The organism is Pseudomonas sp. NPDC090203, assembly GCF_044746765.1.
Classification (GTDB): Bacteria; Pseudomonadota; Gammaproteobacteria; order Pseudomonadales; family Pseudomonadaceae; genus Aquipseudomonas; species Aquipseudomonas putida_AD.
In genome coordinates, this window is record NZ_JBIVCV010000002.1 from 467,054 (window position 1) to 482,036 (window position 14,983).

10 protein-coding genes are annotated in these 14,983 nt (G+C 61.8%); all 10 read left to right on the forward strand.

Going from position 1 to position 14,983, the window contains the following annotated elements; genetic code table 11:
• Positions 1 to 62: 62 nt before the first annotated feature.
• The 10 genes from ACIPO9_RS04995 to ACIPO9_RS05040 all read left to right on the forward strand — a co-directional run bounded on the left by ACIPO9_RS04995 (position 63) and on the right by ACIPO9_RS05040 (position 14,791).
• Complete coding sequence (locus ACIPO9_RS04995) at positions 63 to 1,127, forward strand: pilus assembly protein PilM (protein WP_274131813.1); 1,065 nt, start codon at positions 63 to 65, stop codon at positions 1,125 to 1,127.
• Positions 1,127 to 1,711 (forward strand): PilN domain-containing protein, encoded by a 585-nt coding sequence (locus ACIPO9_RS05000; protein WP_274131812.1) that lies wholly within the window; start codon positions 1,127 to 1,129, stop codon positions 1,709 to 1,711. The genes ACIPO9_RS04995 and ACIPO9_RS05000 overlap by 1 nt, the downstream gene beginning before the upstream one ends.
• Positions 1,708 to 2,355 carry a type 4a pilus biogenesis protein PilO gene (gene pilO / locus ACIPO9_RS05005; RefSeq protein WP_274131811.1) on the forward strand — a complete coding sequence of 216 codons (648 nt, stop codon included), beginning with the start codon at positions 1,708 to 1,710 and terminating at the stop codon, positions 2,353 to 2,355. The genes ACIPO9_RS05000 and pilO overlap by 4 nt, the downstream gene beginning before the upstream one ends.
• Positions 2,352 to 2,879 carry a type 4a pilus biogenesis lipoprotein PilP gene (gene pilP, locus ACIPO9_RS05010; protein WP_274131808.1) on the forward strand — a complete coding sequence of 176 codons (528 nt, stop codon included), beginning with the start codon at positions 2,352 to 2,354 and terminating at the stop codon, positions 2,877 to 2,879. The genes pilO and pilP overlap by 4 nt, the downstream gene beginning before the upstream one ends.
• Positions 2,880 to 2,932: 53 nt before the next feature.
• Positions 2,933 to 5,035, forward strand: coding sequence for a type IV pilus secretin PilQ (pilQ, locus tag ACIPO9_RS05015; RefSeq protein ID WP_274131806.1), 2,103 nt, complete (start codon positions 2,933 to 2,935; stop codon positions 5,033 to 5,035).
• A gap of 4 nt (positions 5,036 to 5,039) precedes the next feature.
• Positions 5,040 to 5,558, forward strand: coding sequence for a shikimate kinase AroK (gene aroK / locus ACIPO9_RS05020; RefSeq protein WP_274131804.1), 519 nt, complete (start codon positions 5,040 to 5,042; stop codon positions 5,556 to 5,558).
• Between the two features lie 131 nt (positions 5,559 to 5,689).
• Entirely contained in the window at positions 5,690 to 6,793 is a 1,104-nt protein-coding gene (aroB, locus tag ACIPO9_RS05025) for a 3-dehydroquinate synthase (RefSeq protein WP_400779136.1), read from the forward strand.
• Between the two features lie 10 nt (positions 6,794 to 6,803).
• A complete protein-coding gene (locus tag ACIPO9_RS05030) occupies positions 6,804 to 8,432 on the forward strand; it encodes an SPOR domain-containing protein (protein WP_274131800.1) in 1,629 nt (542 codons plus the stop codon).
• A gap of 359 nt (positions 8,433 to 8,791) precedes the next feature.
• Positions 8,792 to 13,237 (forward strand): glutamate synthase large subunit, encoded by a 4,446-nt coding sequence (gene gltB, locus ACIPO9_RS05035; RefSeq protein ID WP_400605749.1) that lies wholly within the window; start codon positions 8,792 to 8,794, stop codon positions 13,235 to 13,237.
• Positions 13,238 to 13,372: 135 nt separating this feature from the next.
• Positions 13,373 to 14,791 (forward strand): FAD-dependent oxidoreductase, encoded by a 1,419-nt coding sequence (locus ACIPO9_RS05040; RefSeq protein ID WP_400779138.1) that lies wholly within the window; start codon positions 13,373 to 13,375, stop codon positions 14,789 to 14,791.
• The last annotated feature ends 192 nt before the right edge of the window (positions 14,792 to 14,983 follow it).

Below are 14,983 nucleotides of genomic sequence, written 5' to 3' on the forward strand. Positions count from 1 at the left end.
GCCGACAGTGGTGTTGGACAAAAAAATATCCGTAAGTGACGGAAACGCATAGGGAATCGGTTGTGTTCGAACTCTTCAGTAAGAAGGCCAATACCCTTCTAGGGATCGATATTAGCTCCACCTCGGTAAAACTCCTTGAACTGAGTCGTTCCGGTACCCGCTATAAGGTCGAGTCATACGCGGTCGAGCCACTGCCTGCCAACGCGGTGGTCGAGAAGAACATTGCCGAGCTCGAAGGGGTCGGCAATGCTTTGACGCGCGTGCTGGTAAAAGCCAAGAGCAACGTCAAGATAGCGGCGGTGGCGGTGGCCGGATCAGCGGTCATTACCAAGACCATCGAGATGGACGCCGGGCTTTCCGATGACGAGATGGAAAACCAGCTCAAGATCGAGGCCGACCAGTACATTCCCTATCCGTTGGAAGAAGTCGCCATCGATTTCGAAGTCCAGGGCTATTCGGCGCGCAACCCAGAGCGCGTCGAAGTGCTGCTGGCTGCCTGCCGCAAGGAAAACGTCGAGGTTCGCGAGGCCGCGCTGGCGCTGGCCGGCCTGACGCCGCGCGTGGTCGATGTCGAAGCCTACGCGCTGGAGCGTTCATTCGGCCTGCTGTCAGCCCAGTTGGGGCAGGATCACGAGCAACTGACGGTGGCGGTGATCGACATCGGCGCCACCATGACCACCCTCAGCGTGCTGCACAACGGCCGCATCATCTACACCCGCGAGCAACTGTTCGGCGGGCGCCAGCTCACCGAAGAGATCCAGCGCCGCTACGGCTTGTCCCAGGGCGAAGCCGGGCTTGCGAAAAAGCAGGGCGGGCTGCCCGACGACTACACCCTGGAAGTGCTGCAGCCGTTCAAGGACGCCGTGGTCCAGCAGGTGTCGCGCTCTTTGCAGTTCTTCTTTGCGGCCGGCCAGTACAACCGCGTCGACTACATCATGCTGGCGGGCGGCACGGCTTCGATCGCCGGGCTCGACCGCCTGATCCAGGAGCGTCTGGGCACGCCTGCCATGGTCGCCAACCCGTTCGCCGACATGGCCCTGAGCGCCAAGGTCAACGCCGGTGCGCTGGCCAGTGACGCCCCGGCGTTGATGATCGCGTGCGGTCTGGCGTTGAGGAGCTTCGACTAATGGCACGGATCAACTTACTCCCCTGGCGCGAACAGCAGCGCGAGGAGCGCAAGAAGCGCTTCCTGATTTCCCTGGCCGGCGTGCTGGTTGCCGGCATTGGTGCCATTTTTCTGGCTGATCAATATTTGAGCAGTGCCATCGATCACCAGAACGCCCGCAACCAGTTCATCAAGACCGAGATCGTCCAGCTCGACGCGCGCATCAAGGAGATCAGCGAACTGAAGGCGCGGCGCAAGCAATTGCTCGAGCGGATGAAGATCATCCAGGATCTGCAGGGCAACCGGCCGATCATCGGACGCATCTTCGATCAGCTCGCCCGCACCCTGCCGGACGGTGTGTACTTCAACGAAGTGAAAATGACCGACCAGTTGATCAGCATTTCCGGTGCCGCAGAGTCCAACAACCGGGTTTCTGACCTGTTGCGCAATCTGGATGCTTCCGACTGGATGGAGGCACCGAGCCTGACTGAGGTCAAGGCCAACAGCGCCGTGGGTTCGGCCGACCAGTCCAACTCGTTCCAGTTGACCGTGCGTCAGACGCAACCGCCTGTCGATCCAGCAGACGCCAAAGGTGCCAAGCCATGAATGTGAATGAATGGCTCGAAAGCCTGCGCAAGATCGATATCAACGACCTGGACCTCAACAACCTGGGCTCGTGGCCGTCGGCGGTGAAGACCATCGCTGGTGTCCTGTTGCTGGTGCTGGTGCTGGCCGGTGGTTACTTTTTCCACATCCAGGACCTGCAAACCCAACTGGATCAGGCCCGTAACGACGAGACGAGCCTGCGCGAGCAGTTCTCCAACAAGGCTTATCAGGCCGCCAACCTGCCGGCCTACAAGGCCCAGATGGTGGAGATGGAAAACACCTTCGGCGCGCTGCTGCGGCAATTGCCTGGCGATACCGAGGTGCCTGGCCTGCTGGAGGACATCACCCGCACCGGCCTTGGCAGCGGCCTTGAGTTCGAAGAGATCAAGCTGTTGCCCGAGGCGGCGCAGCAGTTCTACATCGAACTGCCTATCCAGATCACCGTGACCGGCACCTACCACGACCTGGCCACCTTCGTCAGCGGCGTGGCCAGCCTGCCGCGCATCGTGACCCTGCACGATTTCGAAATCAAACCGGTGGACGCCAAGTCCCCTGGAAAACTGCGCATGAGCATTCTCGCCAAGACCTATCGCTACAACGACAAGGGACTTCAGAACACTGACAACAAAGGACAGGCGAAATGAGGGCCGTGCATTGGTTGTGCATGGGCGTCACGCTGATGGCGCTGGCAGGTTGCGACGGTTCCGGCGAGTTCGATGACCTCAAGCAGTTCATGGCCCAGGTGCGGGCGCGTCCGGTCGGCAATATCGAGCCGATGCCCAAGTTTCGCCCGTACGAGGCATTCACCTATGCTGCGGCGAGCTTGCGCAGCCCGTTCCAGCCGCCGATCAAGGTCGACCTGGTGAACCGCCAGAAGGGTTCGCGCCTGGTCCAGCCGGATCCGACGCGCGTCAAGCAGTTCCTTGAAGGCTTCAATATCGACGGCTTCGAGATGGTCGGCACCCTGAGCAACGAAACGGGCACCTTCGCCCTGTTGCGTGGGGCCGGCGGCGTGCATCGGGTCAAGGTAGGCGACTACCTGGGACGCAACGACGGGCGAATCGTCGGCATCAGCGATTCGGCGGTGCAGGTGATTGAAATCGTGCCGGATGGAGAGGGGGCGTGGCTTGAGCGACCGCGTAGCATTTCCCTGAAAGAACGCTCATGAAGACGACAAGCAAGCGATACACCTTCGGATCTGCACAGTGGTGGAATGTGAACATGACTAGGATTCTTTCGATTATCGGCGTGTCGCTAGGGATGGCGATGCTTTCACCGATTCTCCAGGCGGCCAACCTCAAGACGCTCGATGTCGCCGCATTGCCGGGGGATCGGGTCGAATTGAAACTGTCCTTCGACGGTCCGGTGGCGGCCCCGCGCGGCTATACCACCGAGCAGCCGGCGCGCATTGCGCTGGACCTGCCGGGCGTGACCAGCCAGCTGCAGACCAAGAGCCGCGACCTGGGCTCGGGCAACGCCCACAGCGTGGTGGTGGTCGAGGCCAAGGATCGCACCCGTGTCATCATCAACCTCACCACCCTCGCGCCGTACAGTTCGCGGGTCGATGGCAACAACCTGTTCGTGGTCGTCGGCCAGGGCGCAGCGGCTGCCCAGGGCTCGCAACCCAGCACCGCCCAGGGCGCGCCGCGTGTGAGCACGCCGCCGTCGGCTCAATCCCAAGTCCAGGCCCAGGCCCAGGCCAAGCCCGCCCCGCGGTCCTACGCCCCGGGTCCGCGCTCGGTCAGGAACGTCGACTTCCAGCGCGGCGAGCTGGGTGAAGGCAACGTGGTCATCGAGTTGAGCGACCCGAGCATTGCCCCGGACATCCAGGAGCAGGGCGGCAAGATCCGCGTCGATTTCGCTCGCACCCAGCTGCCCGACCCGCTGCGCGTGCGGCTGGACGTCAAGGATTTCGCGACCCCGGTGCAATACGTCAATTCCAGCGTGACCGGCGACAAGACCAGCATTTCCATCGAGCCGTCCGGCGCCTTCGATTACTCGGCGTACCAGACCGACAACAAGCTGACCATCAGCGTCCGTCCGTTGACCAACGAAGACCTCGAACGTCGCAATGCGGAAAAACTGGTGTACACCGGCGAGAAGCTGTCGCTGAACTTCCAGGACATCGACGTGCGCTCGGTGCTGCAACTGATCGCCGACTTCACCAACCTCAACCTGGTGGCCAGTGACACCGTTCAGGGCGGCATCACCTTGCGCCTGCAGAACGTGCCGTGGGATCAGGCACTGGACCTGGTGCTCAAGACCAAGGGCCTGGACAAACGCAAGGTCGGCAACGTACTGCTGGTGGCGCCGGCCGACGAAATCGCCGCCCGCGAGCGTCAGGAACTGGAGTCGCTCAAGCAGATCTCGGAGCTTGCGCCATTGCGCCGCGAGCTGTTGCAGGTCAACTACGCCAAGGCTGCCGACATCGCCAAGCTGTTCCAGTCGGTGACCAGTAACGAGGCGAAGACCGACGAACGCGGCTCTATCACCGTCGATGAGCGGACCAACAACATCATTGCCTACCAGACCCAGGATCGCCTGGACGAACTGCGTCGCATCGTTTCCCAACTGGACATCCCGGTACGCCAGGTGATGATCGAGGCGCGCATCGTCGAGGCCAACGTCGATTACGACAAGTCCCTGGGCGTGCGTTGGGGCGGTTCCAGCAGCAAAGGCAACTTCACCACAGGTGGCAGCGGCACGGTGACCGGTGCTGGCAATACCAACGGCCCGTTCGTGGACCTGGGTGTCAGCGACCCGACATCCTCCATCGGCCTGGGTTTCCTGACCAACAACACGATCCTGGACCTCGAGCTCAGCGCCATGGAGAAGACCGGTAACGGCGAAGTGGTTTCCCAGCCCAAGGTCGTCACCTCGGACAAGGAAACCGCGAAAATCCTGAAAGGTACGGAAGTGCCGTATCAGGAAGCCAGTTCCAGCGGTGCGACGTCGGTATCCTTCAAAGAGGCTTCGCTGTCGCTCGAAGTGACGCCGCAGATCACCCCGGACAACCGGATCATCATGGAGGTCAAGGTCACCAAGGATGAGCCTGACTACGTGAATACCGTGCTGGGCGTGCCGCCGATCAAGAAGAACGAGGTCAACGCCAAGGTGCTGGTTTCCGACGGCGAAACCGTCGTGATCGGTGGCGTGTTCTCCAATACGCAGAATAAAGTCGTCGACAAGGTGCCATTTTTGGGCGATGTGCCGTATGTTGGCCGCCTTTTCCGTCGAGATGTGGTCACTCAAAGCAAATCCGAGCTTCTGGTGTTCCTCACTCCGCGTATCATGAACAACCAGGCGATTGCTGTGAGTCGTTGATTCTGTGCGAAATTTAATACTTGTGGGACCGATGGGGGCTGGCAAAAGCACCATCGGTCGCTTGCTGGCCAAAGAGCTCCGACTGCCCTTCAAGGATTCTGACAAGGAAATCGAGCTGCGTACGGGTGCCAATATCCCGTGGATCTTCGACAAGGAAGGTGAGGCGGGCTTTCGGGATCGCGAACAAGCCATGATTGAAGAGCTCTGCGCGTTTGACGGCGTGGTGCTGGCAACCGGTGGCGGCGCGGTCATGCGCGAAGAAAACCGCCGGGCGCTGCATGCCGGCGGGCGCGTGGTGTATCTGCATGCTTCGGTGGAACAGCAAGTGGGGCGCACGTCCCGTGATCGCAATCGGCCATTGTTGCGTACCGCAGACCCGGCCCGGGTGTTGCGCGACCTGCTGGCGATACGCGATCCGCTGTACCGGGAAATCGCCGACGTCATCATCGAGACCGACGAGCGGCCGCCCCGGATGGTCGTTCTTGACATCCTCGCGCTGTTGGCCGAGCTTCCTCCCCGTTAAAGCACAGACGGAAATGCGCTATCCTCGGCGACCATAAAAAGCAGGACCGCCCAGCGGTCTTGCGCCCAGGTCCTGTTGACGCTGTTGCGCACGGACCCTGGCATCCAATTGTTAGTACATTGTGGGGACACATGCAGACACTCAAGGTCGAGCTTGGCGAACGTAGCTACCCAATCCACATTGGCGAAGGCTTGCTGGATCGGCCTGAACTGCTAACGCCCTATATCGCCGGCAAGCAGGTAGCGATCGTTTCCAATGCCACGGTCGCGCCGCTGTACATGGCGCGCCTGACCCGGGCGCTGGCGGGCTTCAACGTGCTGCCGATCGTGCTGCCCGATGGCGAAGCCTTCAAGAACTGGGAAACCCTGCAAACCATCTTCGACGCCCTGCTGACCGCGCGCCATGACCGCCGCACCACCGTGATCGCCCTGGGCGGCGGTGTGATTGGGGACATGGCCGGTTTTGCCGCTGCCTGTTATCAGCGCGGAGTGGATTTCATCCAGGTTCCGACCACACTGCTTTCCCAGGTGGATTCTTCGGTGGGCGGCAAGACCGGCATCAACCATCCGCTGGGTAAGAACATGGTCGGTGCCTTCTACCAGCCCAACGCCGTGCTGATCGACACCACTTCGCTGAACACGCTGCCAGCGCGCGAGTTGTCGGCGGGGCTGGCCGAGGTCATCAAGTACGGGCTGATTTGCGACGAGCCGTTCCTGACCTGGCTCGAAGAGAACATGGACAAGCTGCGCGGCCTGGACCAGGCCACGCTGACCACGGCCATCGAACGCTCCTGTGCGGCCAAGGCTGCGGTGGTGGGTGCCGACGAGCGTGAATCCGGCGTGCGTGCAACCTTGAACCTGGGCCATACCTTCGGCCATGCCATTGAAACCCACATGGGCTACGGTGTCTGGCTGCATGGCGAAGCGGTTGCGGCGGGTACGGTCATGGCGCTGGAGATGTCGGCGCGCCTTGGCTGGATCAGCGAGCAGGAACGAGATCGTGGTATCCGTCTGTTTCAGCGCGCCGGCCTGCCGGTGGTTCCGCCTGAAGACATGACGCCTGAGCATTTCCTCGAGCACATGGCAGTTGATAAAAAAGTGATCGACGGTCGCCTGCGTCTGGTGCTGTTGCGCCGTATGGGCGAGGCAGTGGTGACTGACGAATATCCAAGAGAAGTACTACAGGCCACATTGGTTGCGGACTACCGCGCCTTGGTGGATCAGCTTAGAGGTTAATGATAAATCCATGACTAGTTTGCACGCCGATGAGGCCTTCCTCGGTCATTACCAGTTGAGTCATGACCCATTTGCCACGCGGGTCCCCGGCTTTAAATTCTTCCCGGCCCAGCGCAAGCCCGTGCTGGGGCAACTGCATCACCTGGCGCGCTACAGCGAGCTGCTGCTCCTGGTGACCGGCCCTCACGGCAGCGGCAAGACCCTGCTGCGCCAGGCGCTGGTCGCCAGCACCAACAAGCAGTCGGTGCAAAGCGTGGTGGTGTCGGCCCGCGGCGCAGGCGATGCCTCTGGGGTACTGCGTCAGGTGGCGCAAGCGCTCAACGTCGTGCAGCCGGAAATGCGTCCGATCCTTTCCCAGGTCGTGCAACTGGCCCTGACCGGCCAGGAAGTCTACATCCTGGTGGACGATGCCGAACAACTCGGCGAATCCGCACTCGAAGCGTTGTTGGAATTGGCAGCGGGCACGCCTGAAGGGCGTCCGCATGTCTTCCTGTTCGGCGAGGCCTCGATCATCGATCGTCTGGATCAGCTGTGCTCCGAGAGTGGCGTGGAGGGCGAACGCTTCCACGTGATCGAGCTGGCTCCGTACACCGAAGAAGAAACCCGTGAATATCTGGCCCAGCGCCTTGAAGGTGCAGGCCAGGGCATTGAAGTGTTCAGTGCCGAGCAGATTGCCGATATTCACGAACAGTCCAATGGATGGCCGGGCGCGATCAACCAGGTCGCGCGCGACTCGATGATCGAAGCCATGATCGCCAGCCGCTCTGCGGTCAAGCGTCCAAGTATGGGGTTCAAGATGTCCAAGAAATATGTGTTGGCTCTGGGTGGGGTAGTGGCTGCGGCCGTGCTGGCTGCGGTGCTGATTCCAGGTCGCGGCAACGCACCGACGGCGCCGGCCAATTCCCAGGCGCAACTGCCTCTGGGGCAGGGTCAGGCACCTGCGCAGCAGTCGAACAACGGTGGCCCGGCCATCGAGTTCGCCGGTAATTCGCAGCCGATGCCGCTACCGTTGGTCGGCAACTCGCAGCCTGTCATGCGCGGTCCCCTGGCCGAGGCAGCTGGCTCGGGCGAGGGTGATGGCGAAGACGGCGGCCCGGCTGCCAACCAGCCGCTGCAACCGCCAACCGTCACCACCACCGCACCGCCACAAGGCGCCACCGCAAGCCCTGCTCCGACCATGGCGCAAACGCCGGTTCCGACCCCGCGTCCGGCCCCGGCCGCGCCGGCTGCCAAACCTGCTCCAGCCCCGGCACCGGCCGCCAAGCCTGCGCCAGCGCCGACTCAGGTCGCGACCGCCAAGCCGGCAGCCAAGCCTGCCGAGAAGCCAGCAGCCGCCGCTGCAGCGCCTGCTGGCGGTGGCTGGTACTCGGGTCAGGCACCTGGCCATTACGTGGTCCAGATTCTTGGCACCAGCTCCGAAGCTACCGCTCAGAGCTACGTGAAAGAGCAAGGCGCCGAGTACCGCTACTTCAAGAAAACCCTGCAAGGCAAGCCGCTGTACGTGGTCACCTACGGCAGTTTTGCCGACCGCAACGCAGCGCTCTCCGCCATCAAGAACTTGCCAGCGAAGGTTCAGGCTGGTAAACCTTGGCCTCGTACTGTCGGCAGTATCCAACAGGAACTCGCCGCAGCTCGCTGATTAGTCAGCGACCCTACCCGGGTCGCTCTGTTGGCTCCCCCGAAAATCGCGCATGAGCGTGCTGCCAATGAGCAGCGCGCCTTGCGGTGTCTGCGTCTCAGGCACGCATTGAATTTCGGGCTCTCTTTAGTCAGACTCGCAACAAAGCTCTGGCTACCACGAGAATCGACTTAAAACCTTTCATAATTGCGACATGAATTTGCGACGTTTCGTCGTTAAATTTGTGGGGCTTTGTGTCGGTGTGTACAATGACCTCCCTTTTGCTCCCGCAAAGCTGGCGTACGTTCAGCGTGGACGGTAAATGGCTGAATTGAAAAGAAATTTGCCTCGTTAAGAGGCAGCCTGGTGAGAACGTGTCTATGAAAGCAGGTCTGTATCGTCCGGAAGAATTCAAGGATAACTGTGGTTTCGGCCTGATCGCCCATATGCAAGGCGAGCCCAGTCATCACCTGTTGCAGACGGCTATTGAAGCCCTGACCTGCATGACCCACCGTGGTGGGATCAACGCCGACGGCAAGACCGGTGACGGTTGCGGCCTGTTGATGCAAAAACCCGACATGTTCCTGCGCGCCGTGGCCACCGAGCACTTCGGTGTCGAGCTGCCGCGCCAGTACTGCGTGGGCATGGTGTTCCTCAATCAGGATGACGCCCGCGCCGAAGCTGCCCGCGAGAACATGAACCGCGAAATCCTCGCCGAAGGCCTGACCCTGATCGGCTGGCGCCAGGTGCCCATCGACACCAGCGTCCTGGGCCGTCTGGCGCTGGAGCGCCTGCCGAAGATCGAGCAGGTGTTCATCGGCGGTGAAGGCCTGAGCGATCAGGAATTCGCGATCAAGCTGTTCAGTGCCCGTCGCCGTTCGTCGGTTGCCAATGCCGCCGACACCGACCACTACATCTGCAGCTTCTCGCACAAGACCATCATCTATAAAGGCCTGATGATGCCGCGTGACCTCACGGCATTCTATCCAGACCTCAGCGACGAGCGCCTGCGTACCGCGATCTGCGTGTTCCACCAGCGCTTCTCGACCAACACCCTGCCGAAATGGCCGCTGGCCCAGCCTTTCCGCTTCCTCGCCCACAACGGCGAGATCAACACCATCACCGGTAACCGCAACTGGGCCCAGGCCCGTCGCACCAAGTTCACCAACGACTTGATGGACCTGGAGCAACTCGGCCCGCTGGTCAACCGCGTGGGCTCGGACTCCTCCAGCATGGACAACATGCTCGAGCTGATGGTCACCGGCGGCATCGACCTGTTCCGTGGCGTGCGCATGCTGGTGCCGCCTGCGTGGCAGAACGTCGAGACCATGGACCCGGATCTGCGCGCGTTCTATGAATTCAACTCCATGCACATGGAGCCGTGGGACGGCCCGGCCGGTATCGTGATGACCGAAGGTCGCCACGCGGTCTGCCTGCTCGACCGTAACGGTCTGCGTCCGGCGCGCTGGGTCACCACCAAGAACGGCTACATCACCCTGGCGTCGGAAATCGGCGTGTGGAACTACACCCCCGAAGACGTCATCGCCAAGGGCCGTGTGGGCCCAGGCCAGATCTTCGCCGTGGACACCGAAACCGGCCAGATCCTCGACACCGACGCCATCGACAGCCGTCTGAAGTCGCGGCACCCGTACAAGCAGTGGCTGCGCAAGAACGCGCTGCGCATCCAGGCGACCCTGGAAGACCATGACCACGGTTCGGCGTTCTACAACCCCGATCAGCTCAAGCAGTACATGAAGATGTTCCAGGTCACGTTCGAAGAGCGCGACCAGGTGCTGCGTCCGCTGGGCGAGCAAGGCCAGGAAGCCGTGGGCTCCATGGGTGACGACACGCCAATGGCCGTGCTGTCGCGTCGTGTGCGTACGCCGTACGACTACTTCCGCCAGCAGTTCGCGCAGGTCACCAACCCGCCGATCGACCCGCTGCGTGAAGCCATCGTCATGTCGCTGGAAGTCTGCCTGGGTGCCGAGCGCAACATCTTCCAGGAATCCCCTGAGCACGCTTCCCGCGTGATCCTCAGCTCGCCGGTCATCTCGCCTGCCAAGTGGCGCGCGCTGATGAACCTTGAGCGTGAAGGTTTCGACCGCGCCATCATCGACCTGAACTACGACGAAGCCACCGGCCTTGAAGCCGCACTGCGCAATGTTGTCGATCAGGCCGAAGAAGCGGTGCGCAGCGGCCGGACCCAGATCGTCCTGTCCGACCGCCACATCGCGCCGGGCAAGCTGCCGATCCACGCATCCCTGGCCACCGGCGCGGTGCACCACCGCCTGACCGAAAAAGGCCTGCGCTGCGACAGCAACATCCTGGTCGAAACCGCGACCGCCCGTGACCCGCATCACTTCGCCGTGCTGATCGGCTTCGGTGCGTCGGCGGTCTATCCGTTCCTGGCCTACGAAGTGTTGGGCGACCTGATCCGCACCGGCGAAGTGCTGGGCGATCTGTATGAAGTCTTCAAGAACTACCGCAAAGGCATCACCAAGGGCCTGCTCAAGATCCTGTCGAAGATGGGTATCTCGACCATCGGCTCGTACCGCGGTGCGCAACTGTTCGAGGCCATCGGCCTGTCCGAGGAAGTCTGCGACCTGAGCTTCCGTGGCGTGCCGAGCCGCATCAAGGGCGCGCGTTTCGTCGACCTCGAAGACGAGCAGAAGGCACTGGCCTCTGAAGCCTGGAGCCCGCGCAAGCCGATCCAGCAAGGCGGCCTGCTGAAGTTCGTCTACGGTGGCGAATACCACGCCTACAACCCTGACGTGGTCGCGACCCTGCAAGCCGCCGTGCAGCAGGGCGACTACGCCAAGTTCAAGGAATACACCGCGCTGGTGGACACCCGTCCGGTGTCGATGGTCCGCGACCTGTTCAAGGTCAAGGAACTGGAAACCCCGATGAGCCTGGACGAAGTCGAGCCGCTGGAAGCGATCCTCAAGCGCTTCGACTCGGCTGGCATCTCCCTGGGCGCGCTGTCGCCGGAAGCCCACGAAGCGCTGGCCGAGGCGATGAACCGCCTGGGCGCGCGCTCCAACTCCGGTGAGGGCGGTGAAGATCCTGCACGCTACGGCACCATCCGCAGCTCCAAGATCAAGCAGATCGCCACCGGTCGCTTCGGTGTGACGCCTGAGTATCTGGTCAACGCCGACGTGCTGCAGATCAAGGTCGCCCAGGGCGCCAAGCCGGGCGAGGGTGGTCAATTGCCAGGTGGCAAGGTCAACGGCCTGATCGCCAAGCTGCGCTACGCAGTGCCGGGTGTGACCCTGATCTCGCCGCCGCCGCACCACGACATCTACTCGATCGAAGACCTGTCGCAGCTGATTTTCGACCTCAAGCAGGTCAACCCGTCGGCACTGGTATCGGTCAAGCTGGTGGCCGAAGCAGGCGTCGGCACCATCGCCGCCGGTGTGGCCAAGGCTTACGCCGACCTGATCACCATTTCCGGCTATGACGGCGGCACCGGTGCATCGCCACTGTCGTCGATCAAATACGCGGGCGCCCCGTGGGAAATCGGCCTGGCCGAAACCCACCAGACCCTGCGCGGCAACGACCTGCGCGGCAAGGTCCGGGTACAGACCGACGGTGGTCTGAAAACCGGCCTGGACGTCATCAAGGCAGCCATCCTCGGCGCCGAGAGCTTCGGCTTCGGCACCGCGCCAATGATCGCCCTGGGCTGCAAATACCTGCGCATCTGCCACCTGAACAACTGCGCCACCGGCGTTGCGACCCAGAACGACAAGCTGCGCAAGGATCACTACATCGGCACCGTCGACATGGTGATCAACTTCTTCACCTACGTGGCCGAAGAAACCCGCGAGTGGCTGGCCAAACTGGGCGTGCGTTCGCTCGAAGAACTGATCGGCCGTACCGACCTGCTGGACATCCTGCCGGGCGAGACCGCCAAGCAGCAGCACCTGGACCTGACCCCTCTGTTGGGCAGCGACCACGTGCCTGCGGACAAACCACAGTTCTGTGGCGTCGAGCGCAACCCGCCATTCGACCAGGGCCTGCTGGCCGAGAAGATGGTCGAAATGGCCAAGGCGGCCATCGAGTCCAAGTCCGGTGGCGAGTACGAGCTGGAAATCTGTAACTGCGACCGTTCCATCGGCGCGCGTATTTCCGGTGAAATCGCCAAGCTGCATGGCAACCAGGGCATGAAAGACGCCCCGGTGACCTTCCGCTTCAAGGGCACCGCTGGCCAGAGCTTCGGCGTGTGGAACGCCGGTGGCCTGAACATGTACCTGGAAGGCGACGCCAACGACTACGTCGGCAAAGGCATGACCGCAGGCAAGCTGGTGATCGTGCCGCCAAAAGGCAGCCCATTCAAAACCCAGGACAGCGCCATCATCGGCAACACCTGCCTGTACGGCGCAACCGGCGGCAAGCTGTTCGCCGCTGGCACCGCAGGCGAGCGTTTCGGTGTGCGTAACTCTGGCGCCCACGCCGTAGTAGAAGGCACGGGCGACCACTGCTGCGAATACATGACCGGCGGTTTCATCTGCGTACTGGGCAAGACCGGCTACAACTTCGGTTCCGGCATGACCGGCGGTTTCGCCTACGTGCTCGACCAGGACAACACCTTCGTTGACCGGGTCAACCACGAACTGGTGGAAATCCAGCGCATCAGCGGCGAAGCGATGGAAGCCTATCGCAGCCACCTGGAGCGCGTGCTGGCCGAGTATGTGGCGGAAACCGACAGCGAGTGGGGCCGTAACCTCTGGGAAAACCTGGATGACTACCTGCGCCGCTTCTGGCTGGTCAAGCCCAAGGCCGCCAACCTCAAGTCCTTGCTGTCGAGTACACGCGCCAACCCGCAATAAATCCTGGCGGCAGCTTCAAGCGACAAGCTTCAAGCTGCAAGCCAAAGCGGTACGCGGTGTCGGAAATAAATTTGATCGCTTCAAGCTTATAGCTTGGGGCTTGCAGCTTGAGGCTGCTTCAAGAGGTTGAAGAGAATGGCTGAACGTCTCAGTAACGACTTCCAGTTCATCGATGTCGGGCGCAAAGATCCGAAGAAGAAACTGTTGCGTCAACGCAAGAAAGAGTTCGTGGAGATCTACGAACCCTTCAAACCCCAGCAGTCGGCCGACCAGGCCCACCGCTGCCTGGGTTGCGGTAACCCGTACTGTGAATGGAAATGCCCTGTGCATAACTTCATTCCCAACTGGCTCAAGCTGGTGTCGGAGGGCAACATCCTCGCCGCCGCCGAGCTGTCCCACCAGACCAACACCCTGCCGGAAGTCTGCGGCCGCGTGTGCCCGCAGGATCGTCTGTGCGAAGGTGCGTGCACCCTCAACGACGGCTTCGGCGCGGTGACCATCGGTTCGGTCGAGAAGTACATCACCGACACCGCATTCGCCATGGGCTGGCGTCCGGACATGTCCCGCGTTGTGCCGACCGGCAAGCGCGTGGCGATCATCGGTGCCGGCCCGGCGGGCCTGGGCTGCGCCGACGTGCTGGTGCGTGGCGGCGTGACACCGGTGGTGTTCGACAAGAACCCGGAAATCGGTGGTCTGCTGACCTTCGGTATTCCTGAGTTCAAGCTCGAGAAGAGCGTGCTGAGCAACCGCCGCGAAGTCTTCACCGGCATGGGTATCGAGTTCCGCCTCAATATCGAAGTCGGCAAGGACATCAGCGTCGAGCAACTGCTGACCGAGTTCGATGCCGTGTTCATGGGCATGGGCACCTACACCTACATGAAAGGTGGTTTCCCGGGCGAAGACCTGCCGGGCGTGCACGATGCGCTGGACTTCCTGATCGCCAACGTCAACCGCAACCTGGGCTTTGAAAAGTCGCCGGAAGATTTCGTCGACATGAAAGGCAAGAAGGTCGTGGTACTGGGCGGTGGCGACACCGCGATGGACTGCAACCGCACATCGATCCGTCAGGGCGCCAAGGCGGTGACCTGCGCCTATCGTCGCGACGAAGAAAACATGCCGGGTTCGCGCAAGGAAGTGAAGAACGCCAAGGAAGAAGGCGTGAAGTTCCTCTACAACCGCCAGCCAATCGCCATCGTCGGTGAAGACAAGGTTGAAGGCGTGAAGGTGGTCGAGACGCGTCTGGGTGAGCCCGATGCCCGCGGCCGCCGCAGCCCCGAGCCGATTCCGGGTTCCGAAGAGATCATCCCGGCCGATGCCGTGGTCATCGCGTTCGGCTTCCGCCCAAGCCCGGCGCCGTGGTTCGAGCAGTACGGCATCGAGATGGACAGCCAGGGCCGCGTCGTGGCGCCCGAGCAAGGCAAGTTCAAGCACCAGACCAGCAACCCGAAGATCTTCGCCGGCGGCGACATGGTCCGCGGTTCGGACCTGGTAGTGACCGCGATCTTCGAAGGCCGCAATGCGGCTGAAGGCATCCTGGACTACCTGGGCGTCTGATGGTTTTGTAGGAGCGCGCTTGCCCGCGATTACGGTGTATCAGACACCCTTTTTGTGTCTGGGTTAATGCATCGCGGGCAAGCGCGCTCCTACAGTTATCCGTTGCGGTTCTGCGACAAATCGCCCCCATAGACAAAAGGCACGGTACTTACCGTGCCTTTTGCGTTGGTGTCTGAGAAAATGCGCGCACTT

What these genes read in the sequence shown, in the direction of transcription:
- ACIPO9_RS05000 (WP_274131812.1), top strand. Translation starts at nt 1,127, where the DNA reads ATGGCACGGATCAACTTACTCCCCTGGCGCGAACAGCAGCGCGAGGAG.
- pilO (WP_274131811.1), top strand. Translation starts at nt 1,708, where the DNA reads ATGAATGTGAATGAATGGCTCGAAAGCCTGCGCAAGATCGATATCAAC.
- pilP (WP_274131808.1), top strand. Translation starts at nt 2,352, where the DNA reads ATGAGGGCCGTGCATTGGTTGTGCATGGGCGTCACGCTGATGGCGCTG.
- pilQ (WP_274131806.1), top strand. Translation starts at nt 2,933, where the DNA reads ATGACTAGGATTCTTTCGATTATCGGCGTGTCGCTAGGGATGGCGATG.
- aroB (WP_400779136.1), top strand. Translation starts at nt 5,690, where the DNA reads ATGCAGACACTCAAGGTCGAGCTTGGCGAACGTAGCTACCCAATCCAC.
- ACIPO9_RS05030 (WP_274131800.1), top strand. Translation starts at nt 6,804, where the DNA reads ATGACTAGTTTGCACGCCGATGAGGCCTTCCTCGGTCATTACCAGTTG.
- gltB (WP_400605749.1), top strand. Translation starts at nt 8,792, where the DNA reads ATGAAAGCAGGTCTGTATCGTCCGGAAGAATTCAAGGATAACTGTGGT.
- ACIPO9_RS05040 (WP_400779138.1), top strand. Translation starts at nt 13,373, where the DNA reads ATGGCTGAACGTCTCAGTAACGACTTCCAGTTCATCGATGTCGGGCGC.